Annotated in this window: 22 protein-coding genes; 19 read left to right on the top strand and 3 right to left on the bottom strand. The window is 68.2% G+C overall.

What is annotated here, in order from left to right; genetic code table 11:
• Window positions 1-68: 68 nt before the first annotated feature.
• From U5798_RS26850 to pyrF, 15 genes are all read left to right on the top strand, one after another.
• A complete protein-coding gene (locus tag U5798_RS26850) occupies window positions 69-2,156 on the top strand; it encodes an RNB domain-containing ribonuclease (RefSeq protein ID WP_124455343.1) in 2,088 nt (695 codons plus the stop codon).
• Entirely contained in the window at window positions 2,153-3,019 is an 867-nt protein-coding gene (aroE, locus tag U5798_RS26845; protein WP_124455344.1) for a shikimate dehydrogenase, read from the top strand. The genes U5798_RS26850 and aroE overlap by 4 nt, the downstream gene beginning before the upstream one ends.
• A 14-nt stretch (window positions 3,020-3,033) precedes the next feature.
• Window positions 3,034-3,771, top strand: coding sequence for a monofunctional biosynthetic peptidoglycan transglycosylase (gene mtgA, locus U5798_RS26840; protein WP_124455345.1), 738 nt, complete (start codon window positions 3,034-3,036; stop codon window positions 3,769-3,771).
• Between the two features lie 426 nt (window positions 3,772-4,197).
• Entirely contained in the window at window positions 4,198-5,808 is a 1,611-nt protein-coding gene (locus U5798_RS26835; RefSeq protein ID WP_322083764.1) for a S10 family serine carboxypeptidase-like protein, read from the top strand.
• A gap of 84 nt (window positions 5,809-5,892) precedes the next feature.
• On the top strand, window positions 5,893-6,294 hold the full coding sequence (locus U5798_RS26830) for an EF-hand domain-containing protein (RefSeq protein WP_124455346.1): 402 nt from the start codon (window positions 5,893-5,895) through the stop codon (window positions 6,292-6,294).
• Window positions 6,295-6,643: 349 nt separating this feature from the next.
• Window positions 6,644-7,543, top strand: coding sequence for an IclR family transcriptional regulator (locus U5798_RS26825; RefSeq protein ID WP_124455347.1), 900 nt, complete (start codon window positions 6,644-6,646; stop codon window positions 7,541-7,543).
• Window positions 7,540-8,565: a 2-dehydro-3-deoxygalactonokinase gene (locus U5798_RS26820; protein ID WP_322083763.1), complete on the top strand. Its 1,026-nt coding sequence runs from the start codon at window positions 7,540-7,542 to the stop codon at window positions 8,563-8,565. Before U5798_RS26825 ends, U5798_RS26820 begins: the two co-directional genes overlap by 4 nt.
• Window positions 8,566-8,587: 22 nt before the next feature.
• A complete protein-coding gene (locus U5798_RS26815; RefSeq protein ID WP_124455349.1) occupies window positions 8,588-9,265 on the top strand; it encodes a 2-dehydro-3-deoxy-6-phosphogalactonate aldolase in 678 nt (225 codons plus the stop codon).
• Window positions 9,265-10,044 carry an SDR family oxidoreductase gene (locus tag U5798_RS26810; protein WP_124455397.1) on the top strand — a complete coding sequence of 260 codons (780 nt, stop codon included), beginning with the start codon at window positions 9,265-9,267 and terminating at the stop codon, window positions 10,042-10,044. Before U5798_RS26815 ends, U5798_RS26810 begins: the two co-directional genes overlap by 1 nt.
• A 103-nt stretch (window positions 10,045-10,147) precedes the next feature.
• On the top strand, window positions 10,148-11,143 hold the full coding sequence (locus U5798_RS26805) for an arabinose ABC transporter substrate-binding protein (RefSeq protein WP_124455350.1): 996 nt from the start codon (window positions 10,148-10,150) through the stop codon (window positions 11,141-11,143).
• A 73-nt stretch (window positions 11,144-11,216) separates the two neighbouring features.
• Window positions 11,217-12,728 (top strand): L-arabinose ABC transporter ATP-binding protein AraG, encoded by a 1,512-nt coding sequence (araG, locus tag U5798_RS26800; protein ID WP_124455351.1) that lies wholly within the window; start codon window positions 11,217-11,219, stop codon window positions 12,726-12,728.
• Between the two features lie 88 nt (window positions 12,729-12,816).
• Window positions 12,817-13,833, top strand: a complete 1,017-nt coding sequence (gene araH / locus U5798_RS26795; RefSeq protein ID WP_089434525.1) for an L-arabinose ABC transporter permease AraH — start codon at window positions 12,817-12,819, stop codon at window positions 13,831-13,833.
• A 23-nt stretch (window positions 13,834-13,856) separates the two neighbouring features.
• A complete protein-coding gene (locus tag U5798_RS26790; RefSeq protein ID WP_322083762.1) occupies window positions 13,857-14,666 on the top strand; it encodes an SDR family oxidoreductase in 810 nt (269 codons plus the stop codon).
• 50 nt (window positions 14,667-14,716) lie between these two features.
• Window positions 14,717-15,778: an aldose 1-epimerase gene (locus U5798_RS26785; RefSeq protein WP_124455353.1), complete on the top strand. Its 1,062-nt coding sequence runs from the start codon at window positions 14,717-14,719 to the stop codon at window positions 15,776-15,778.
• A gap of 39 nt (window positions 15,779-15,817) precedes the next feature.
• Window positions 15,818-16,645, top strand: coding sequence for an orotidine-5'-phosphate decarboxylase (pyrF, locus tag U5798_RS26780; protein ID WP_322083761.1), 828 nt, complete (start codon window positions 15,818-15,820; stop codon window positions 16,643-16,645).
• A 161-nt stretch (window positions 16,646-16,806) separates the two neighbouring features.
• Here pyrF and U5798_RS26775 read toward each other — a convergent pair whose 3' ends face one another.
• From U5798_RS26775 to thiL, 3 genes are read right to left on the bottom strand one after another with little or no spacing between them, the layout of a single operon-like run.
• Entirely contained in the window at window positions 16,807-17,307 is a 501-nt protein-coding gene (locus U5798_RS26775) for a CinA family protein (RefSeq protein WP_124455354.1), read from the bottom strand.
• A gap of 31 nt (window positions 17,308-17,338) precedes the next feature.
• The gene (locus tag U5798_RS26770) at window positions 17,339-17,884 is read right to left on the bottom strand and encodes a phosphatidylglycerophosphatase A (RefSeq protein WP_124455355.1); all 546 of its coding nucleotides are present in this window, start codon (window positions 17,882-17,884) and stop codon (window positions 17,339-17,341) included.
• Window positions 17,874-18,872, bottom strand: a complete 999-nt coding sequence (gene thiL, locus U5798_RS26765) for a thiamine-phosphate kinase (protein WP_322083760.1) — start codon at window positions 18,870-18,872, stop codon at window positions 17,874-17,876. Before thiL ends, U5798_RS26770 begins: the two co-directional genes overlap by 11 nt.
• A 134-nt stretch (window positions 18,873-19,006) precedes the next feature.
• On the opposite strand from thiL, the gene U5798_RS26760 reads away from it, so the two are divergent.
• From U5798_RS26760 to U5798_RS26745, 4 genes are all read left to right on the top strand, one after another.
• Entirely contained in the window at window positions 19,007-21,349 is a 2,343-nt protein-coding gene (locus tag U5798_RS26760; protein WP_311767312.1) for an NADP-dependent malic enzyme, read from the top strand.
• A 375-nt stretch (window positions 21,350-21,724) separates the two neighbouring features.
• Window positions 21,725-22,156 carry a ribonuclease domain-containing protein gene (locus U5798_RS26755; protein WP_124455358.1) on the top strand — a complete coding sequence of 144 codons (432 nt, stop codon included), beginning with the start codon at window positions 21,725-21,727 and terminating at the stop codon, window positions 22,154-22,156.
• A 16-nt stretch (window positions 22,157-22,172) separates the two neighbouring features.
• Window positions 22,173-22,736: a barstar family protein gene (locus U5798_RS26750; protein WP_124455359.1), complete on the top strand. Its 564-nt coding sequence runs from the start codon at window positions 22,173-22,175 to the stop codon at window positions 22,734-22,736.
• Window positions 22,737-22,934: 198 nt separating this feature from the next.
• Entirely contained in the window at window positions 22,935-23,678 is a 744-nt protein-coding gene (locus U5798_RS26745; protein WP_322083759.1) for a hypothetical protein, read from the top strand.
• Window positions 23,679-23,719 lie beyond the last annotated feature (41 nt).

Raw genomic sequence — 23,719 nt, 5'->3', positions numbered from 1 at the left:
CCGATCGAATCCCCATCATCATGCGGTGCCGCCGATGCGGCGCCGGGCAGTCTGAACGAGAGTACTGAGTGAACGTTTTCTTCGAGGAATCGGGCAGTTTCAAGGCGGGCAGCGTGCTGTCGCGCCAGGGCGATGCATTTCAGGTCGAGTTGCCGGGCGGGCGGCGGGCGAAGGTGCGCGCGAAAGACGTGCTGATCGAGTTCGAGAAGCCGGCCGCGGGCGAGCTGATGCAGGAGGCCGACACGGCCGCGCAGCAGATCGACCTGGATTTCCTGTGGGAATGCGCGCCGGCCGACGAGTTTGCGTATACGGCGCTGGCCGCCGAGTACTTCGGCGCGACGTACGGCCCGGTCGAGCGCGCGGCGCTGGTGCTGCGGCTGCATGGTTCGCCCGTCTACTTCCGCCGCAAGGGGCGCGGCCAGTACCAGCGCGCGCCGGAAGAGCAGCTCAAGATGGCGCTCGCGTCGCTCGAGCGCAAGCGCCAGCAGGCGCTGGTCCAGGCGCAGTATGAAGAGGAGCTGAAGGCCGGCAAGCTGCCGGAAGCATTCGCGGGCAAGGTGCTCGGGCTGCTGACGCGGCCGGACAAGAACGCGATCGAATACAAGGCGATGGAAGCGGCGGCCGGCGCGCGTGGCGTGTCGCCGGCGCGGCTGATGCTCGACTGCGGCGGCATCGCGTCGCCGCGCGCGCTGCACGAGGCGCGCTTCCTCGCCGAATTCTTCCCGCACGGCACGGGCTTTCCGCCCGTCACGGTCGGCGCGCTGCCGGACGACCTGCCGCGCGCGAACGTCGAGGCGTTCTCGATCGACGACATCACGACGACCGAAATCGACGACGCATTCTCGGTCGAGCACCTGTCGGACGGCCGTGTGCGGATCGGCGTGCACATCGCGGCGCCGGCGCTCGGCATCGTGCGCGGCGACGCGGTCGACGCGATCGCGCGCACGCGCCTGTCGACCGTCTACATGCCGGGCGACAAGATCACGATGCTGCCGGACAACGTCGTCGACGTGTTCACGCTGAAGGAAGGCGATTACCGTCCGGCGCTGTCGCTGTACATCATCGTCAACCGCGAAACGCAGGAGATCGTCGCGAACGAGACGCGCGCCGAGCTCGTGTTCGTGAAGAACAACCTGCGCCACAACACGCTCGACGAGCTCGTCAACGAAGAGACGCTCGCGGCCGGCACCGGCGACTATCCGCACAAGGACGACATCGCCGTGCTGTGGCCGCTCGCGCAGGCGCTGTTCGAGAAGCGCCAGGTCGCGCGCGCGGGCTACGGCCTGAAGCGCGAGGTGCAGCGCAACACCGACTACAACTTCTACGTCGAAGGCGAGCACGTGTCGATCACGCCGCGCCGCCGCGGGTCGCCGCTCGACCTGATCGTGTCGGAGCTCGCGATCCTCGCGAACTCGACCTGGGGCGCGTTCCTGCACGACCACACGGTGCCGGGCATCTACCGCTCGCAGCGCGGCTTCGGCGCGCCGGGCCCGAAGCGCACGCGGATGCAGACGACGGCCGCGCCGCACGAGGGCCTCGGCGTCGCGCAGTACGCGTGGAGCACGTCGCCGCTGCGCCGCTACGTCGACCTCGTAAACCAGTGGCAGCTGCTCGCGTGCGTGCAGCACGGCGTCACCGCGAAGCTTGCCGCGCCGTTCAAGCCGAAGGACGCCGACCTGTACGCAGTCGTGCAGGGCTTCGACGATACGTACACGGCCTACGCCGACTACCAGCGCCGGATGGAGTACTTCTGGTGCCTGCGCTGGCTCGCGCAGGAGCAGAAGAAGCAGGTCGTCGCGAGCGTCGTGAAGGGCGATCTCGTGCGCCTCGAGGAAATTCCGCTGCTGCTGCACGTGCCGGGGCTCGGCGTGCATGCGCGCGGCACGCGTGTGCTGCTCGATGTGATGTCGCTCGACGAACTGACGATCGAGGCGTCGGTACGCCTCCTGAACGTGCTGGACGCGCCGACCGTGACGAGCGGCGACGCGGCCGAGGAAGAGGATGACGCCGAAGGCGGCGACGACACGCTGGTCGACGCGGAAGACGCATCGGCGGAAGCCGAGGCGGAAGCGCTGGCCGAAGCCGACGGCGCGGCGGCAGAAGCCGGCGGCGAAGCCGCTGGCGGCAACGACGGCGAAGAGGGGCGCGCATCATGAACGCGATGGCGTCGACGAGCGGCGCCGACCGCTATGTCGTGTTCGGCAACCCGGTGGCGCACAGCAAGTCGCCGTTCATCCACGCGCAGTTCGCCGCGCAGACGGGTGAGCCGATCGAGTACGCGCACCGGCTCGCGCCGGTCGACGGCTTCGAGGCGGCCGTGCGCGCGTTCGTCGCCGAAGGCGGCCGCGGTGCGAACGTGACGGTGCCGTTCAAGCTCGACGCACATGCGCTGGCCGACTCGCTGTCGCCGCGCGCGGCGGCGGCCGGCGCGGTGAACACGTTGCGCATCGATGCCGACGGCCATATCCACGGCGACAACACCGACGGCGTCGGCCTTGTGCGCGACATCGAACAAAATCTCGGCGTGTCGCTCGCGGGCGCACGCATCCTGCTGCTCGGCGCGGGCGGTGCGGCGCGCGGCGTCGTGCTGCCGCTGCTCGACCGTGCGCCGCTCGCGATCGCGATCGTGAACCGTACCGCGAGCAAGGCCGAAGCGCTCGTCGGCCAGTTCATGCAGGCCGCGCACGACGCGGGCTGCACGCTCGCGGGCGGTGGTCCCGACGTGGTGCGCGCGGAGCCGTACGACGTGGTGATCAACGCGACGGCCGGCAGCCTCGATGCCGCGCTGCCGGAATGCGACGCGGCCGCGTTCGGCGCGGGCACGCTCGCGTACGACATGATGTACGGCGCGCAGCCGACCGTGTTCATGCAGCACGCGGCGTCGCTCGGCGCGCGCACGGCCGATGGGCTCGGGATGCTGGTCGAGCAGGCGGCCGAATCGTTCTACATCTGGCGCGGCGTGCGGCCGGACGGTGCACCGGTGCTGGCCGCGCTGCGCCAGGCGCTCGCGGCGAGCTGACCGGAGCGCGGCCCGTGGTGGCGGTGAGCAGCACGCAGCGCACGCAATCGGTGAGCCTCGCTCGCTGGATTGCCTATGCGGGATCGGTGTTCGCGGGCGCGTGGCTCGCGACGCAGCTGTTCTATCTCGCGCAGATCGCGCTGTGGTCGTTCGTGAACCCGGGCTCGACCGCGTTCATGCGCACCGATGCGTGGTGGCTGTCGCGCGCGACGCCGCCCGCGCAGATCCAGCACCAGTGGGTGCCGTATGACCAGATCTCGCGCAACCTGAAGCGCGCGCTGATCGCCTCCGAAGACTCGACCTTCGCGACCAACAACGGCTACGACGTCGACGCGATCCTGCAGGCGTGGGAGAAGAACAAGGCGCGCGGCAAGATCGTCGCGGGCGGCTCGACGATCACGCAGCAGCTCGCGCGCAACCTGTTCCTGTCGCGCGAGAAGAGCTACATCCGCAAGGGGCAGGAGCTCATCATCACGTGGATGCTCGAAGCGGTGCTCGACAAGGAGCGCATCTTCGAGATCTACCTGAATTCGGTCGAATGGGGCCGCGGCGTGTACGGCGCCGAGGCGGCCGCACGCTATTACTACAAGGTCCCCGCGAGCCGGCTCGGCGCGTGGCAGTCGGCGCGCCTCGCGGTGATGCTGCCGAAGCCGCGCTGGTTCGACGCGCATCGCGGCTCGGCCTACCAGGCGCAGCGCGCGGCGGTCATCGCGCGCCGGATGGGCACGGCCGAACTGCCGCAATCGGAGTGAGCGGCGCGAGCGCGCCGCCGCGTTGTCCGTTCCGATGCCCATGCGCCATTGGTGCACTGCAGCGCATTCGTGTCACGCGCATTTCGGGCCACATCCATTAGACGAATCCGTCTATTTCGTCTTGCTGATCAATTCTCGCGACCGTGCGAGTTTGTTCGCCGATATGGCACGAAATCCGCCCTTTTTTAGTCGTCGCGGGTAAACGCGAAAGTCATTGAAAGCGACGTGAAATGCAACGTTTCACGATTCGAAGCATTCCTGAAAGGTGTGCGCCGCACCCTCCGCCAGCCAAATATTTCAAAATTTTTCAAAGCTGACGGGCTCGCGTATATTGGCCAGCGCCTCGGCTTATCGGCCGCAATCGAGGCGGGGGGCGGCTTATCCGGCTGCTCGACACAAAAAACATCCGAGAGAAGGAAAGCAACGATGCCAGCGAGCAAAGCGAAGCTGTTGTTGGGGGTGGTGTTTTCTTCGCTGATTCTGACGGCCTGCAACGACGACGTGACATCGTCCGCTGCTGCGAGCGCCGACAATTCAGCCGATCCCGCCGCTCAGGTGGACAAGGCGTACAACGATCCCAATAGTTATTCGTCGAGCGCGACTGCGTCGCTCGATGCCTCCGCCGCGGTCGAAAAAGCGGCCGTCACGCATCATCAGATCACGCTGAACGGCAAGACGATCCGGTACACGGCCACGGCCGGCCACCTCGTCGCGCGCAACCCGCAGACGGGCGCGCCCGAAGCGTCGTTCTTCTACGTCGCCTACACGGCCGACAACCAGCCGGCGGCGAAGCGGCCCGTGACGTTCCTGTACAACGGCGGCCCGGGCTCGGCCTCGGTGTGGCTGCACCTCGGCTCGTTCGGCCCGCGCCGGATCCAGACGGGCGACCCGAACGCGAACACGTCGACGTTCCCGTTCGTCGACAACCAGGAAAGCCTGCTCGACACGACCGACCTCGTGTTCGTCGATGCGATCGGCACGGGCTTCTCCGAAGCGATCGCGCCGAACACGAACCAGACGTTCTGGGGCGTCGACCAGGACGGCGGCGCGTTCCGTGATTTCGTCACGCGCTACCTGGCCGTGAACCAGCGCAGCGCTTCGCCGAAATACCTGTTCGGCGAATCGTACGGCACGCCGCGTACCGACGTGCTCGCGAACCTGCTCGAGACGGCCGGCGTGAAGCTCGACGGCATCGTGCTGCAGTCGTCGATCCTAAACTACAACACGAACTGCGACATGGCGAGCGACTACATCGGCAACTCGAACAACGGATCGAGCCCGGTGAGCTGCGCGGGCTTCGTGCCGTCGTACGGAACCGTCGGCGCGTACTACCAGCTCGACAATCCGAACCCGTCGAACCTGCCGCAGTATGCGGACCAGATGCGCCTGCTGACGGCCGGCAGCTACGCGCCCGCCGTGAACGCGTATCTCGCGAGCCATACGCCGCCGCCGCCGAACCTCGTCACGACGATGGTGAATGCGACGGGCGTGAAGCAGTCGCTGTGGAATGCGGACTTCAACGTGGTCCCGACCTTCTTCGACAACAGCTTCCAGCTGTCGCTGGTCCCGGGCACGCTGATCGGCCGCTACGACGCGCGCGTGAACGTGCCGGTGTCGAGCCCGCTCGCGGCCGACGGCGATCCGTCGAGCTCGTTCATCACGAAGCCGTTCACCGACACGATCGGCAAGTACCTGCCGAACGAGCTGAAGTACACCGCGCAGTCGGCCTACTCGGTGAGCAGCAATGCGATCAACACGTGGGACTGGACGCACGACGGGCTCGCGATGCCCGACACGATCCCCGACCTCGCCGCGGCGCTGACGCTGAATCCGCAACTGAAGGTGCTGTCGCTGAACGGGTATCACGACATCGCGACGCCGTTCTACCAGACCGAGCTCGACCTCGCGCGGCTCGGGACGCAGCCGAACCTGACGATCAAGGACTATCAGGGCGGACACATGGTCTATCTCGACGATACGTCGCGTCCGCAGGAGAAAGCCGACCTCGTGACCTTCTACAACGCGGCCGCGCACTGATGCGATGTGCGAGGCCGGCGACGCGCGCCCGTGACGGCGCCGCTCGCCGGCCGTCGACGACCTCATTCCAGACTGGAGCCTGATATGAAGAAACGTTTCATCGTCGCTGCCGCGGCGCTTGCATGCGCCGGCGCCACAGCATCCGTATCCGCGTTCGCGCAGGCGAGCGACGCCGCCGCACCGGCGCGTGCGCGCCAGGCGCAGCTCGGCGATCCGTACGTGCCGCCGGCCGCGCGCAAGGCGACCGCCGGCACGCAGACGACGGGCGCCGCGCTGCACGCGCAGGTCGTGCGCAAGCTCGCGAGCCAGTTCAGCGCGGCCGACACGCAGAACACGGGTGCGATCACCGAGTCGCAGGCGCGGGCGGCCGGCCTCGGCTATGTCGCGAACCACTTCCGGCAGATCGATGCGGGCGGCAGCGGCCGCGTGTCGTTCGCGGACGTGCAGCGCTACATGCAGGCACGCAGCACGAGCACCCAGCAGTAAGCGCGGCGCGTCGTGAACAAACGGGGGCGGAACCTGCGGCACGGCGGGTTCCGCCCCCGTGCTCATGGCGCGGCCGTTGCGTCGCGCTCCTGGCCGGTTTTCGCCGAATTCTCATTATCTGGACAACGCACTCAAATATTGGAGACGAGTGCGTGCGCTCCTACAATCCGAAGCACATCGACAGCTTCGGACCCACGCATCGCGCGGCGCCCGTCGCACACGGAGACACCTTCCATGAAGTTCGCCGGGCGCTTTACTCGGTGCATCGACCGCCGCCACGCCGCAGCACGGGACCTCGTTCCGGCGCCGCGCGGATGGCTTCACCGATTCCGTTGAAGAAGCCCGTTCCATGACCAAGATGCCCGATTCCCTTGCCCTCGACGCCCGGCGCGCGACGCCGGACGATGTATCGCTGACCGACAGCATCGGCGCGACCAGCACGCCGCTCGATCTCGCCGCGCAGCAGGCCGGCACGCAGACGCTGCTGCGCGGCCTCGCGATCCTCGAGGCGATCGCGAACGGCGCGCGCGACATGCGGGCGATCGGCGCGGCGCTCGGCACGACGCGCAGCACGACGCACCGTCTCGTCAGCAGCCTCGTGCAGGCGCGCTACCTGCGCCAGGTGCAGGGCGGCTACCTGCTCGGCCCGAAGCTGATCGAGCTCGGCACGATCGCGCTGGAGCAGATGCCGCTCACCGCGGTGGCGCGGCCGCATCTCGAAGCGCTCGCGGAAGCGACGCTCGACACGATCCACCTCGGCGTGCGCGACGGCGACGACGTGCTGTACATCGACAAGATTCCCGGCACGCGCGGCCTCGAGATGCGCTCGCGCGTCGGCCACCGGATGCCGCTCGCGTCGACCGGCATCGGCAAGGCGATGATGCTCGACCTCGATCCCGACCTGTGGCGCTCGCTGTTCGAAGCCGCGCGGCGCGCACTGGCCGGCGTCAATTTCAAGCCCGACAACCGGCCCGAGACGAACGCGTTCCTGCAGCGCATGGCCCATTACGCGGCCGGCGGCTATACGTTCGACCTCGAGGAGAACGAGGCGTCGATCCGCTGCGTGGCCGCACCGATCCGCGATGCGTCGGGTGCGGTCGTCGCGGCCGTGTCGGTCGCCAGCACCATTCCGTACATGCCGCACGACCGGATGGACGAACTGATTCCGCTCGTGCAGCGCGAAGCGCGAGCCATTTCCGCGGAACTGGGCTGGAGCCCGCCGCAGGGTACCCGCAGGATCAAACGATGACCACTTCGACCCGGCCCGTTCCGGTTGCCAGCACCGCCGCCCCGTCGCTGATCGCGCTCGACTGGGGTACGACGTCGTTGCGCGCTTACCTGTACGACGCGCACGGCGCGCTGCTCGACACGCGCAGCCGCGCGGCGGGCGTCATGCATGTGCCGGGCGGCGGCGCGCGCGCGTTCGACGCCGTGTTCGAGGAAGCATGCGGCGACTGGCTCGACCGCACACCCGGCCTGCCGGTGCTCGCCGCCGGGATGGTCGGCAGCGCGCAGGGCTGGCGCGAGGCGCCGTACGTCGCGGTGCCGGCCGGTGCCGACGCACTCGTCGCGGGCCTCATCACGGTGACGACGTCGCGCGGCGCGACGGTCTCGATCGTGCCGGGCGTGATCGCGACGGGCGAACTGCCCGACGTGATGCGCGGCGAAGAAACGCAGATATTCGGTGCACTCGCGAGCGATCCCACGCTTGGCGCCGATCGTTCAGGGGTACTGATCGGCTTGCCGGGCACGCATGCGAAATGGGCGTGGGTGAAGGACGGGTTGATCGAGCGTTTCCAGACCTTCATGACGGGCGAGCTGTTCGCGGTGCTGCGCGACCACACGATCCTCGGCCGCACGATGCGCGCGGGCGCTTCGCCGGATCGCGACGCGTTCGTGCGCGGCGTGTCGGTCGCGCGCGGCGCGCAGCGCACGGGGCTGCTCGCGACGATCTTCAGCACGCGCACGCTGGGGCTGACCGACCGGCTTGCGCCCGACGCGCAGGGCGACTACCTGTCCGGCCTGCTGATCGGCCATGAGCTCAACGCGCTCGACGCGATGCTCGCGGAGCGCGGCATCGCGCTCGCGGACCAGCCGCTGCTGCTGATCGGCGACGACGGCTTGTGTTCGCGCTACGTCGATGCGCTCCAGGTATTCGGCCATGCGCATGCGCGTGTCGCCGCGCATGCGACCGAGCTCGGCCTGTGGCGGATCGCGTCGCGCGCCGGGCTCGTGCGCGCGGACGGCGAGCCCGTCTGCGCCGACCAATGAACTGCTTGCAAAGGAAACTTCGATGCCGTCCGACCTGACATTGCCCGCGCCGTACACGCCCCACGCCGCATTGATGCGTGCGTTCGATGCGTGTCCGCTGATCGCGATCATGCGCGGCATCACGCCCGCCGAAGCGGCCGACCATGGCCGTGCGCTGTATGAAGCCGGGTTCCGGATCGTCGAGGTGCCGCTCAACTCGCCGGATCCGTTCGACAGCATCGCGGCGCTGCGGCGCGCATTGCCCGACGACATGATCGTCGGCGCGGGCACCGTGCTGCGTGCCGAGTATGTCGACCGCGTGCAGGATGCGGGCGGCGCGCTGATCGTGATGCCGCACAGCGACGCAGCCGTGATCCGCCGCGCGCGCGAGCGCGGCCTCGCGAGCGCACCGGGCGTCGCGACGCCGACCGAAGCGTTCGCGGCACTCGCGAACGGTGCCGACGTGTTGAAGATGTTCCCTGCCGAACAGCTCGGCGTGGTGGTCGTGAAGGCGTGGCGCGCGGTGATCGACCGTGCGGTGCCGCTGATCCCGGTCGGCGGGATTTCGCCCGACAACATGGAGCCGTTCCTCAGCGCCGGCGCGAACGGCTTCGGGCTCGGCTCGGCGCTGTACCGGCCCGGCCAGTCGGCCGACACGACGGCGGCGAACGCACGCGCGTTCCAGGCCGGCCTGCGCGTCGCGCGCGGCGGAGCGGCATGATGGGCCGCCTCGCGGGCAAGGTCGCGATGGTGACGGGCGCGGGCCGCGGCATCGGCGCCGCGATCGCCCGCGCGTTCGTTCGCGAGGGCGCGGCCGTCGCGCTCGTCGATCTCGACTTCCCGCAGGCGCAGCACACGGCCGCCGCGATTGCACGCGAATTCGACGGCGCGCGCGTGCTGCCGCTGCAGGCCGACGTCGCGCGGCAGGATGCGGTGCGCGATGCGCTCGCCCAGGCCGAAGCGGCGTTCGGCCCGCTCGACGTGCTCGTGAACAACGCGGGCATCAACGTGTTCGCCGATCCGCTGACGATGACCGACGACGACTGGCGCCGCTGCTTCGCGGTCGATCTCGACGGCGTGTGGCACGGCTGCCGCGCGGCGCTGGAAGGCATGGTCGAGCGCGGTCGCGGCAGCATCGTCAACATCGCGTCGACGCATGCATTCAGGATCATCCCGGGCTGCTTTCCGTACCCGGTCGCGAAGCACGGCGTGCTTGGTCTCACGCGTGCGCTCGGCATCGAATACGCGGCGCGCAACGTGCGCGTGAACGCGATCGCGCCGGGCTACATCGAGACGCAGCTCACGCGCGACTGGTGGGACGCGCAGCCCGACCCGGCTGCCGCGCGCGCCGAGACGCTCGCGCTGCAGCCGATGAAGCGGATCGGCAGGCCGGAGGAGGTCGCGATGACGGCCGTGTTTCTGGCGTCCGACGAGGCGCCGTTCATCAATGCCGCATGCATCACCGTCGACGGCGGGCGTGCGGCGCTGTACCACGACTGACGCAACGATTCGAAAGACCGCAACGTGCGACGGCCGCGCGCACGCTGCGTCGAAACCAACAAGCGGCTGCATCCTGTTCGATGAAAACAAGGAGACACTGGAGATGAAACGCAGAACGTTCGTAACGCTGGCCGCTGCGGCGGCGGTGGTGATGGGCAGCCCGGTCGCGCATGCGGCCGACCCGGTCAAGATCGGCTTCCTGGTGAAGCAGCCGGAAGAGCCGTGGTTCCAGGACGAGTGGAAATTCGCCGAGATCGCCGCGAAGCAGAAGGGCTTCACGCTCGTGAAGATCGGCGCGCCGTCCGGCGAGAAGGTGATGAGCGCGATCGACAACCTGTCCGCGCAGAAGGCGCAGGGCTTCATCATCTGCACGCCCGACGTGAAGCTCGGGCCGGGCATCGTCGCGAAGGCGAAGTCGCACAACCTGAAGATGATGACGGTCGACGACCGCCTCGTCGACGGCGCGGGCAAGCCGATCGAGTCGGTGCCGCACATGGGGATCTCCGCATACAACATCGGCAAGCAGGTCGGCGACGGCATCGCGGCCGAGATCAAGAAGCGCGGCTGGGACATGAAGGACGTCGGCGCGATCGACATCACCTACGAGCAGCTGCCGACCGCACACGACCGCACGAGCGGCGCGACCGACGCGCTGGTGGCCGCCGGCTTCCCGAAGGCGAACGTGATCGCGGCGCCGCAGGCGAAGACCGACACGGAAAACGCGTTCAACGCGGCGAACATCGCGCTCACGAAGAACCCGCAGTTCAAGCACTGGGTGGCGTACGGCCTGAACGACGAGGCCGTGCTCGGCGCGGTGCGCGCGGCCGAAGGGCGCGGCTTCAAGGCCGACAACATGATCGGCATCGGCATCGGCGGTTCCGATTCGGCGCTGAACGAGTTCAAGAAGCCGCAGCCGACGGGCTTCTACGGCACCGTGATCATCAGCCCGAAGCGCCACGGCGAGGAAACCTCGGACCTGATGTACGCGTGGATCACGCAGGGCAAGGCACCGCCGGCGCTGACGCTGACGACCGGCATGCTCGCGACGCGCGACAACGTGTCGAAGGTGCGCGACGAGATGGGGCTCGCGTCGAAGTAAGCGGCCCGCCGGCTGCCGCGGCGATGCGGCGGCCGGCGGTCGATCGATTCGGAAGCAGGGAGAGGGAGACGACGTGTCAGCGGCACTGCGTTTTGACAATATCGGCAAGGTATTCCCCGGCGTGCGCGCACTCGACGGCATTTCGTTCGACGTGCATGCGGGCGAGGTGCATGGCCTGATGGGCGAGAACGGCGCGGGCAAATCAACGCTGCTGAAGATTCTCGGCGGCGAATACCAGCCCGATGCGGGCAGCGTGCTGGTCGACGGCCAGCCCGTGCAGTTCGCGAATGCGGCCGCGTCGATCGCGGCCGGCATCGCGGTGATTCACCAGGAGCTGCAGTACGTGCCCGACCTGACGGTCGCGGAAAACCTGCTGCTCGGCCGCCTGCCGAACGCGTTCGGCTGGGTGAGGAAGCGCGAGGCGAAGCGCTACGTGCGCGAGCGGCTCGCGGCGATGGGCGTCGATCTCGATCCCGACGCGAAGCTCGGGCGGCTGTCGATCGCGCAGCGGCAGATGGTCGAGATCTGCAAGGCGCTGATGCGCAATGCGCGCGTGATCGCGCTCGACGAACCGACGAGCTCGCTGTCGCATCGCGAGACCGAGGTGCTGTTCAAGCTCGTCGACGACCTGCGTGCGCAGGGCCGCGCGCTGATCTACATCTCGCACCGGATGGACGAGATCTACCGGCTCTGCAACGCGTGCACGATCTTCCGCGACGGGCGCAAGATCGCGTCGCACGAGTCGCTCGCCGACGTGCCGCGCGAACGGCTCGTCGCCGAGATGGTCGGGCGCGAGATTTCGGATATCTATCATTACGCGCCGCGCACGCTCGGCGACGTGCGATTCTCCGCCGAAGGCATCGACGGCCATGCACTGCGCGAACCCGCGAGCTTCTCGGTGCGCGCGGGCGAGATCGTCGGCTTCTTCGGGCTGGTGGGCGCGGGCCGCAGCGAGCTGATGCGGCTCGTATACGGCGCGGACCACCGGCGCGCGGGCGTGCTGACGCTCGACGGCGCGCGCATCGACGTGAAGCGCACCGGCGACGCGATCCGCCACGGCATCGTGCTGTGCCCCGAGGACCGCAAGGAAGAGGGGATCATCGCGATCGCGTCGGTCGCGGAGAACATCAACATCAGCTGCCGCCGCCATTCGCTGCGCGCGGGGCTGTTCATCAACCGCAAGGCCGAAAGCGAAACGGCCGACCGCTTCATCCAGCGGCTGAAGATCAAGACGCCGAACCGGCGCCAGAAGATCCGCTTCCTGTCGGGCGGCAACCAGCAGAAGGCGATCCTGTCGCGCTGGCTCGCCGAGCCCGACCTGAAGGTCGTGATCCTCGACGAGCCGACGCGCGGGATCGACGTCGGTGCGAAGCACGAGATCTACGACGTGATCTACCGGCTCGCGGAGCGCGGCTGCGCGATCGTGATGGTGTCGTCGGAACTCCCGGAAGTGCTCGGCGTGTCCGACCGCATCGTCGTGATGCGCGAAGGCCGGATCGCCGGCGAGCTGCCGCGCGAACAGGCGAACGAACACGCGGTGCTGAACCTCGCGCTGCCGCAGACGAGCGCGGTCGAGGCGGCCTGACGCGACCGCCTACGTCCGGATAAGCCCGGGACATTCGAATCGAACACGCGCGGCGCGGGCCGCGCGATGCAGGAGCAGGAGACACACCATGCAAGCCAACGAAAACCTTGCCAGCGCCGCCGTGAAGCCATCGGCCGACGCGCTGGTTCCACAGCAGAGCGACCGCCAGAAGTGGTGGCAGCACCTGACCGAATACAGCCTGATCGCGATCTTCGCGGTGATGTTCATCACGATGTCGCTGACCGTCGATCACTTCTTCTCGATCGACAACATGCTCGGCCTCGCGCTGTCGATCTCGCAGATCGGCATGGTCGCGTGCACGATGATGTTCTGCCTCGCGTCGCGCGACTTCGACCTGTCGATCGGCTCGACCGTCGCGTTCTCCGGCGTGCTGTGCGCGATGGTGCTGAACGCGACCGACAACACGTTCGTCGCGATCGTCGCGGCAGTGGCGGCCGGTGCCGCGATCGGCTTCGTGAATGGCGCGGTGATCGCGTACCTGCGCATCAACGCGCTGATCACGACGCTTGCGACGATGGAGATCGTGCGCGGGCTCGGCTTCATCGTGTCGAAAGGTCAGGCGGTCGGCGTGTCGTCGGATACCTTCATCGCGCTCGGCGGGCTGTCGATGTTCGGCGTGTCGCTGCCGATCTGGGTCACGCTGCTGTGCTTCATCGGATTCGGCGTGCTGCTGAACCAGACCGTGTACGGCCGCAACACGCTCGCGATCGGCGGCAACCCCGAGGCGTCGCGGCTCGCGGGGATCAACGTCGAACGCACGCGCGTCTACATCTTCCTGATCCAGGGCGCGGTCACGGCGCTGGCCGGCGTGATCCTCGCTTCGCGCATCACGTCGGGCCAGCCGAACGCCGCGCAAGGCTTCGAGCTGAACGTGATCTCCGCGTGCGTGCTCGGCGGCGTGTCGCTGATGGGCGGCCGTGCGACGATCTCGGGCGTCGTGATCGGCGTGCTGATCATGGGCACCGTCGAGAACGTGATGAACCTGCTGAACATCGACGCGTTCTACCAGTACCTCGTGCGCGGCGCGATCCTGCTCGCGGCCGTGCTGCTCGACCAGCTGAAGAACCGCGGCGTACGCGACTGACCGAATCCACGGAGACGAACCGCATGACCATCGACACATCAGTGAACGGCGCGCACGCGGCGGCGAGCGACGCGCGCTACGCCCGCTATCCGAGTCTCGAGGATCGCGCGGTGCTGATCACGGGCGGCGCGACCGGCATCGGCGCGGCGTTCGTCGAGCACTTCGCCGAACAGGGCGCGCGCGTCGCGTTCGTGGACCTCGACGCGGCCGCCGGCGCCGCGCTGGCCGAACGCCTCGCGCACGTGCGCCATGCGCCGTTGTTCCTGTCCTGCGACCTGACCGACGTCGACGCGCTGCGCCGCGCGATCGACGCGATCCGCGCACGCATCGGCGCGATCGCGGTACTCGTGAACAACGCGGCGAACGACACGCGCCACGCGATCGGCGACGTGACGCCCGATTCGTTCGACGCGGGCATCGCGGTGAACCTGCGCCACCAGTTCTTCGCCGCGCAGGCGGTGATCGACGACATGAAGCGGCAGGGCGGCGGCGCGATCATCAATCTCGGCTCGATCAGCTGGATGCTGAAGAACGGCGGCTATCCCGTCTACGTGATGGCGAAGGCGGCCGTGCAGGGCCTGACGCGCGGCCTCGCGCGCGACCTCGGCCCGTTCGGCATCCGCGTGAATTCGCTGGTGCCCGGCTGGGTGATGACCGACAAGCAGCGCCGGCTGTGGCTCGACGACGCCGGCCGCGCGGCGATCAAGGCCGGCCAGTGCATCGACGCGGAGCTGCTGCCGGCCGACCTCGCGCGGATGGCGCTGTTTCTCGCGGCCGACGACAGCCGGATGATCACCGCGCAGGACGTGATCGTCGACGGCGGCTGGGCCTGACCGTTCGCATCGACCTGCATCGTTTCTTCGACGAAGGAAAGGAGTTCACCATGACCGCCACGTCCTCGCGCGCATCGTCGTCCACCAGCCAGTCGCGCCGCGCGCGCCTGGCCGCCGCCGCGCAGCCGGTCAGCCCCGGCCCGCAGACGGCCGCGTTCGCGCAGGGCGTCGGCGCCGCGCATGCGGCGGCCGTCTCGCTGTCGAACGCGTCGCTGCGGCTCGACGTGCTGCCGCACCTCGGCGGCGGCATCGCGCGCTTCGACTGGCGCGGCGACAACGGCGCGCTGGTGCCGGTGTTCCGCCGCTGCGAGCATCCGGAGGCGGCGACGGACCCGAACGAGCTCGCGTGCTATCCGCTGCTGCCTTACTCGAACCGGATCGGCGACGGGCGCTTCGAATGCGACGGGCGCAAGGTCGCGGTGCCGCGCAACCGCCGCGACGAGGCGCTGCCGATCCACGGCGACGGCTGGCTCGCGCCGTGGCAGGTGGACGATGCGACCGACACGACGCTGCAGTTGTCGCTCGACCGCACGGCCGGCGCGCCGTATGCGTTTCGCGCGATCCAGTCGTTCGAACTCGACGATGCGACACTGTCGATCGCGCTGACGATCGAGAACGCGGGGCGCGCGCGGCTGCCGTTCGGGCTCGGCGTGCATCCGTTCCTCGTGCGCGACACGGTGACCGAGCTGGCCGCGGCGGCCGGCGGGCTGTGGCTGTCGGGCGCCGATTTCCTGCCGGTGCGGCACGTGAGCGTGCCGCCGGCCTGGCAGTTCGGCGTCGCGTATCCGTTGCCGGCCGCACTCGTCAATCACGCGTTCACCGGCTGGGGCGGCCACGCGACGGTGAGCTGGCCGCGCCGCGGGCTGTCGCTGACCGTCGCGGCCGATGCCGACGCGTACGTGCTCTACACGCCGCCGGGCGAGGATTTCTTCTGCTTCGAGCCGGTCGATCATCCGATCAATGCGGTGAACCTGCCGGGCGGCGCGACCGCGCACGGGATGACGCTGCTCGCGCCCGGCGAGCGGCTGACGCGGCGGTTCGCGTTCACCGTCGAGCGCGTCGATGCACGCAGTAATGCCGCGACCCGCGAGGGACGCCGGCGACGCGGGTAAAATACGCGGTCTACCAACGGTTTGCCGCGAGTACCCGCCATGTCTTCCCCGCTTACTTTCATTGAATCGCTGCGCGCCGCGTGGCAGCGCACGAATTCGCTGCTGTGCGTCGGCCTCGATCCCGAGCCGTCGCGCTTTCCCGTGCAGTTCGACGGCCAGCCCGACGCGATCTTCGAATTCTGCAGGCAGATCGTCGACGCGACCGCGCCGTACGCGAGCGCGTTCAAGCCGCAGATCGCCTACTTCGCCGCGCATCGCGCGGAAGACCAGCTCGAGCGCCTGATCGCGCACATCCACCTCCAGCATCCGGGCCTGCCCGTGATCCTCGACGCGAAGCGCGGCGACATCGGCAGCACGGCCGAGCAGTACGCGCGCGAAGCGTTCGAGCGCTATCGTGCGGACGCCGTCACGGTGAATCCGTACATGGGCTACGACTCGGTCGAGCCGTACTTCGAGCACGAAGGCAAGGGCGTGATCGTGCTGTGCCGCACGTCGAACCCGGGCGGTTCGGATCTGCAGTTCCTCGACACGAACGGCCGGCCGCTGTACCAGGTCGTCGCCGACCTCGCGGCGAACAAGTGGAACGCGAAGAACGGCCAGCTCGGCCTCGTGGTCGGTGCGACGTTCCCGAAGGAAATCGAGATCGTGCGCGGGATCGTCGGCGACATGCCGTTGCTGATCCCCGGCATCGGCGCGCAGGGCGGCGACGTGCAGGCGACCGTCAACGCGGGCCGCACGGCCGACGGCACCGGCATGATGATCAACTCGTCGCGCGCAATTCTGTACGCGAGCAAGGGTGAGGATTTCACCGAAGCCGCGGCGCTCGCCGCGCAGAAGACGCGCGACACGATCAACGCGCATCGCTGACATACCGGCCGCCCGGCCGGGTGGCCTTGCTTCGCCGGGCCCGCATTCGCGGGCCGCGCACCTGCCTTCCCCGACGTCCGCCGCATTGACGCGCGCGGACAACCTCCCGTCGCTTCCGTATCGCAGGCCCGCGAGCGGGCGGGGCGCGCCACGCGCCCCGGTCAGCCTTCGCGCTCGTCGAGCAGCTTCAGCAGCCCGCGCAGCGCATGCGCGGCCGCCTGCGTGCGGATCTGCTCGCGGTCGCCCTTGAACACGAGCGTCTCGACGTCGGTATGCAGCCGGTTGCTCCAGCCGAACGACACGGTGCCGACCGGCTTCTTCTCGCTGCCGCCGGCCGGGCCCGCGATGCCCGTGACGGACAGCGCGACCTGCGCGCGGCTGTTGCGCAGCGCGCCTTCGGCCATCGCACGCGCGACGGGCTCGCTGACGGCGCCGTGCTTGTCGATCAGGTCGGGCGGCACGCCGATCATCTCGATCTTGGCCTGGTTCGAATACGTGACGAAGCCGCGCTCGAACCACTGGCTGCTGCCGGAAATGTCGGTGATCGCCGTGGCGATCATCCCGCCGGTGCAGGATTCGGCGGTGGCGAGCGTGAGGTGCTCGTCACGCAGCTTGTTGCCTGCGCGGATCGCAAGCTGATGGACGACGGAATCGGTTGGCATGCGCGTCGGGAAACGGGAGTCGGGAAATCGGTCAGCCGACGACGGAGCGCCACAGGGCGATCACGAGCAGCGTCATGAACGCGGCGACCAGGTCGTCGACCATGATGCCGGGCCCGCCTGTCAGGCGGCGGTCGAAATAGCGGATCGGCGGCGGCTTGATCATGTCGAAGCAGCGGAACGCGACGAACGCCCACAGCTGGCCGATGAACGTCGCGGGCGTGACGAACAGCATCACGAGCCAGATCGCGACGATTTCGTCCCAGACGACGGCGCCTGGATCGGACGTGCCCATCTGCTTCGCGGTGAAACCGGTGATCCACGTGCCCGCCACGAAGCCGACGGCGATCAGCGCCCACCATTCGGGCACCGTCAGGTAGCGGTTGAGCGCGACGAAACTGAGCCAGCCGAACAGCGAGCCGAACGTGCCGGGCATGATCGGCGCGAGCCCGCTGCCGAAGCCGAGCGACACGATGTGCGCCGGGTGCGACAGCATGAAGCGCACGGTCGCGCGCTTCGGCGCGTGGTGCGCGGCACCGGTCTCGGCCGCGGCGTGCGCGGGCGTCGGGTCAGTCTGCATGGAAGTGGTCGAAGCCGCGCAACGTGAGAGCGAGGGGCGCGCCGGCGGCGTCGTGCCACGCGATCGCGGGTTGCGCCGACGGCGCGGACAACGCGCGTATTGTACCGATTCGCGTGACCGGCACACCGGCCGTTGCGCCGGCCGCCTCGACCGCCGCGCGGGCCGCGGCCGGCGCGGTGAAGCACAGCTCGTAGTCGTCGCCGCCCGCCAGCGTGCAGCGGCGCTGCACGTCGGGCGGCAGCGTCGCGAGCGCGGCCGAACGCGGTACCGCGTCGGCGTCGATCTCGGCGCGCACGTTCGAGCGCGTCAGGATGTGCTGCAGGTCGCCGGCGAGGCCGTCGGACAGGTCGAGCGCCGCGTGCGCGACGCCGGCCAGCGCCAGGCCGAGCGCGACGCGCGGCTCGGGCCGCTCGAGCGCGCGCCGGAACGCGGCCGCTTCGTCCGCGCCGGCCGCCCATTCGCCGCGCGCGACGCCGAGGCCTGCGCGTGCATCGCCGAGCGTGCCGGACACCCACACGTCGTCGCCGTCGCGCGCGGCGTCGCGCCGCAGCGCCGCGTCGGGCGCGACTTCGCCGAACACGGTCACGCACAGGTTCAGCGGCCCGCTCGTCGTGTCGCCGCCGATCAGCTCGCAGCCGTAGCGCTCGGCGAGCGCGAACAGCCCGTTGCTGAAGGCCTCGAGCCACGCCGCGTCGGCGCGCGGCAGCGCGCACGCGAGCGTGAACGCGCGCGGCTCGGCGCCCATCGCCGCGAGGTCGGACAAGTTGACCGCGAGCGTCTTGTGGCCGAGTGCGTCGGGTGCGACATCGGGGAAGAAATGGCGGCCTTCCACCAGCATGTCCGTCGAAATGGCCAGCAATTTCCCGGATCGCGGCGTGATCAGCGCGCAATCGTCACCAATGCCGAGCGTCGACGCGCGGGCGCCCTGCGCGGCACGGCGCGTGAAGAAGCGTTCGATCAGCGAAAACTCGGAAAGGGCGGCTGGCACGGCGGGTAATCCGAAACGATTGGAGGAACGGCATTGTACGAGGCGAGCGGCAGCGTTCCTTCACCGTTCGGTTCATTTTTGTCGCGGCTGTTGCACCCGAATCGCCGGTCTGGCGGCCGATGATTGGCGCTACAATGCCGTCGAACAGTTATTCTAATCCGCCCGCCACGAGACACATGTCTACTCAAGCCTCCTCCAAAGCCAAACTCCGTGAAGCCGCGCTCGACTATCACGAATTCCCGACCCCCGGGAAAATCGCGATCGCCCCGACCAAGCAGATGATCAACCAGCGCGACCTCGCGCTCGCGTACTCGCCGGGTGTGGCGTACGCGTGCGAGGAGATCGTCGAGAATCCGCTCAACGCGGCGCGTTTCACCGCGCGCAGCAATCTGGTCGGCGTCGTCACGAACGGCACGGCAGTGCTCGGCCTCGGCAATATCGGCCCGCTCGCATCGAAGCCGGTGATGGAAGGCAAGGCCGTGCTGTTCAAGAAGTTCGCGGGCATCGACGTGTTCGACATCGAGCTGAACGAATCGGACCCGCACAAGCTGGTCGACGTGATCGCCGCGCTCGAGCCGACCTTCGGCGGGATCAACCTGGAAGACATCAAGGCGCCGGATTGCTTCATCGTCGAGCGCGAGGCGCGCAAGCGGATGAAGATCCCGGTGTTCCACGACGACCAGCACGGCACCGCGATCGTCGTGGCCGCGGCCGTCACGAACGGCCTGAAGGTCGTCAACAAGGACATCAAGAAGGTCAAGCTCGTCGCGTCCGGCGCCGGCGCGGCCGCGCTCGCATGCCTGGACCTGCTGGTCGACATCGGCCTGCCGCTCGAGAACATCACGGTGACCGACCTGGCCGGCGTGGTCTACAAGGGCCGCACCGAGCTGATGGATCCGGACAAGGAGCGTTTCGCGCGCGAAACGGAAGCGCGGACGCTGGCCGAAGTGATCGACGGCGCGGACATCTTCCTCGGCCTGTCGGCCGCGGGCGTGCTGAAGCAGGAGATGGTGAAGGGCATGGCCGAGCGCCCGCTGATCCTCGCGCTCGCGAACCCGACGCCGGAAATCCTGCCGGAAGCGGCGCTCGAAGTGCGCCCCGACGCGATTCTCGCGACCGGCCGCACCGACTACCCGAACCAGGTCAACAACGTCCTGTGCTTCCCGTTCATCTTCCGCGGCGCGCTCGACGTCGGCGCGACGACGATCACGCGTGAAATGGAGATCGCGGCCGTCAATGCGATCGCCGAACTCGCACAGCACGAGCAGAGCGACATCGTCGCGACCGCGTACGGCATCCAGGACCTGTCGTTCGGGCCCGAATACCTGATCCCGAAGCCGTTCGATCCGCGCCTGATCGTGAAGATCGCGCCGGCCGTCGCGCAGGCCGCGATGGACGGCGGCGTCGCGACGCGCCCGATCGAGGACATGGAGGCGTACCGCGTCCACCTGCAGCAGTTCGTGTATCACAGCGGCACGACGATGAAGCCGATCTTCCAGATCGCGCGCGCGGCGCCGGAAGAGAAGAAGCGCGTCGTGTTCGCGGAAGGCGAAGAAGAGCGCGTGTTGCGCGCCGTTCAGATCATCGTCGACGAGAAACTGGCCAAGCCGATCCTGATCGGCCGCCCGTCGGTGATCGAGCACCGTATCCAGCGCTATGGCCTGCGCCTCACGCCGGGCACCGATTTCACGGTCGTCAACACCGAGCACGACGAGCGCTACCGCGACTTCTGGCAGACGTACCACAAGATGATGGCGCGCAAGGGCATCAGCGAGCAGCTCGCGCGCGTCGAAATGCGTCGCCGCACGACGCTGATCGGCTCGATGCTGGTGAAGAAGGGCGAAGCGGACGGGATGATCTGCGGCACGATCAGCACCACGCACCGCCACCTGCACTTCATCGACCAGGTGATCGGCAAGCGCCCGGGTTGCAGCGTGTACGCGGCGATGAACGGCCTCGTGCTGCCGGGCCGCCAGATTTTCCTCGTCGATACGCACGTGAACGTCGATCCGACCCCGGAGCAGCTGGCCGAGATCACGATCATGGCGGCGGAAGAAGTGCGCCGGTTCGGCATCGAGCCGAAGGTCGCGCTGCTGTCGCATTCGAATTTCGGCACGAGCAATGCACCTTCGGCGAAGAAGATGCGCGATACGCTCGCGATCCTGCAGGAAACCGCGCCGGAACTGAAGGTCGACGGCGAAATGCACGGCGACGTCGCGCTCGACGCGGCGCTGCGCAAGGAAATCCTGCCGGAATCGACGCTGGAAGGCGACGCGAACCTGCTGATCCTGCCGAACATCGACGCCGCGAACATCGCGTACAACCTGCTGAAGACGGCCGCCGGCAACAACATCGCGATCGGGCCGATCCTGCTGGGCGCCGCACAGCCGGTCCACGTGCTGACCGAATCGGCGACCGTTCGCCGCATCGTCAACATGGCGGCGCTGCTGGTGGCCGACGTGAACGCCGCGCGCTGAGCCAAAACGAACGCGCCAGGCCGGTCGAACCGGCGTGGCGCGTCGGGAAAATTGTAAACAAAAGCAAAAAGAGGCGTGCCCGCAATGGGCACGCCGCCGGGCAGGGCGCACACGCGCTTCCCGCAAGCAACAAGCAGCATCTCTCCCTCCGGACAGCGAGCGAGGCAGGGAGGCAGTTCCTGCCATTGGCGAGATGCCGTCTGGATTTTATCCTATGCAAGATAAATGTAGTGTAATTTCGGTAAGAAATGCGTCATTCCGGATATCACGACGCTTTCGATTCCCAAACGGACATTGATTCGCGCGGCCAATAACGCTACGCTAACGCCTTTGTTGGTCGTCAACTACTTGATTTAACAGCGGGAACCCTGGTTCATGGCACGCAAGTGGCTCCGCAACGGCGCGCTCGCGTCCGTCTTCGCGATGTTCGCGATGGGTATCGTCGGCACGCCGGCGGGTAGTCTGGTTTCCGCCGCTTACGCACGGGAGGCCGTTCCGGCCGACGTGGCCGCCAGCGGGCTCGACACGATTCCGGCTGCCAGTCTTCCGCGCGAGGCCGTGACCACGCTGGGCCTGATCGGCGCGGGCGGCCCCTATCCGTACGAGAAAGACGGCGTCGTGTTCGGCAACCGCGAGCGGATCCTGCCGAAGGCGAAGCGCGGCTACTACCATGAATACACGGTGCCGACGCCGCGTGCCCGCAATCGCGGCGCGCGCCGGATCGTCTGTGGCGGGCCCTTGCGCCGGATCGACAACTGTTATTACACGGGCGACCACTACAACAGTTTTAAACGTATTGTTGAATGACTTCGGGACGAATGGCATGAGCGACTCCATCTACGCGCACGATACGGCGGCGGCGGAACTGTTCGCAGCCGGCGACGGCAATCTGTTTCAGCGCGTGATTCAACTGCACGCGGCGGCGCAGGCTGGCGGCACGCCGGAGCAACAGGAAGCCGAGCCCGGGCTTTCATCGAACGAGGAGCCTATGAGCCTTTTCACGACCGTGCGACCCAATCTCGTGCAGTCGATCCGCGCGTTCCGCGTGCAGGATCTCGCCGACGAAGCCAGCCGGCTCGGCCAGCACTTCCTGTTCGCGTATTGCGGCGCCGCGCAGTCGAAGCAGGAAGTGATGGAAACGATCGCGACGTCGTTCCTGTTCCCGAAGCATTTCGGGAAGAACTACGACGCGCTGTACGACTGCTTGACCGACCTCGTCGCGAAGGCCGGCGCGCAGCCCGGTTTCGTGATCGTCCTCGAGGGGCTGCCGATCGCGCAGAAATTCGACAAGGAAGGGCGCGAGACGCTGCTCGACGTGTTCCGCGAGGCGGCGGAGTTCTGGGCCGAGCGCAAGGTTGCGTTCCGCGTGTTCTACTCGTTCGCGTAAGCACGCATCGGCCCGCGGCCGATCCGGCAAGAAGCCCGCCTCGAGCGGGCTTTTTTGCGCCTGCGCGATGCGCGCATGCCTGACCTGGCCCGACAAACGCCTTTCATCGCGCACTTTTTTCCGCGACAATCGCTCGGCCCGATCGCAGTCACTGCGACGGGCGCACAACACAATCATTCGAGAGAGGGCCGCTTTCCCATGACCGCTACCCGATTCGCGGCGCGCGCCGGTGCGCGCCGTCCGCTCGCGTACGCGCTGGCCGCGTGCGTACTGTCGCTCGGCATCCCGCTGGCCGCGCAGGCCGCGGTGCTGACGCCCGAGCAAACCACCGACCTGTATCTCGGCGCATTCGTCAATGGCGACGTATCGAAGGCCGAGCAGTTCAACGAGGCAACCCGCACGCACTTCGACGGCAAGGGTGTGCTCGACGTGGCGGCCGTGGCGAAGCTCGCCGACAAGGTGAGCGAGGCTATCGTCGCCTCGATCCTGAACAAGGTGCCGGCGACGGTGCGCGCAACGGTGAGTGGGCCGGCCACCGCGGCGATCGAGTCATTTCAGCATGCACTCGCGCGCTCCGAGTGCAAGGCCACCGGCTCGACCCGGAAACCGAACGAATCCGTGGAAGGCGAATCGATCGCGACGGTCGAATTCGCGTGCCGCGTCGCCGAGGTGGAGCCTGGCTTGAGGGCGCTGCAGGAGAAGATCGACGAGCCGCGCTCGGAGGACGACAACGCGCGCGCGGCATACCTCGCGACGTTCTTGAAGGGCTTGGTACCCGTGTTCGACCACGCGTCGACGAGCCGGCCGATGACAGGCCGGATCGACCTGCATGGCACGGACGGCAAGGGCTGGATCATGGATGCCCCCGCCCAGGTGCTGCGACCCGTCGCCAACGCGCTGATGAGCCAGATACGGGACGCGAACGGCGACGCCGACAAGTAATCGGCAGCACGCTGGCCGTCGTGCACGTTGCCGGCGCGCCG

It is taken from the genome of Burkholderia sp. BCC1972 (genome assembly GCF_905339605.1).
GTDB lineage: Bacteria > Pseudomonadota > Gammaproteobacteria > Burkholderiales > Burkholderiaceae > Burkholderia.
Note: the sequence above shows the minus strand (reverse complement) of the source record. Positions and strands in the feature narration are given on the sequence as shown.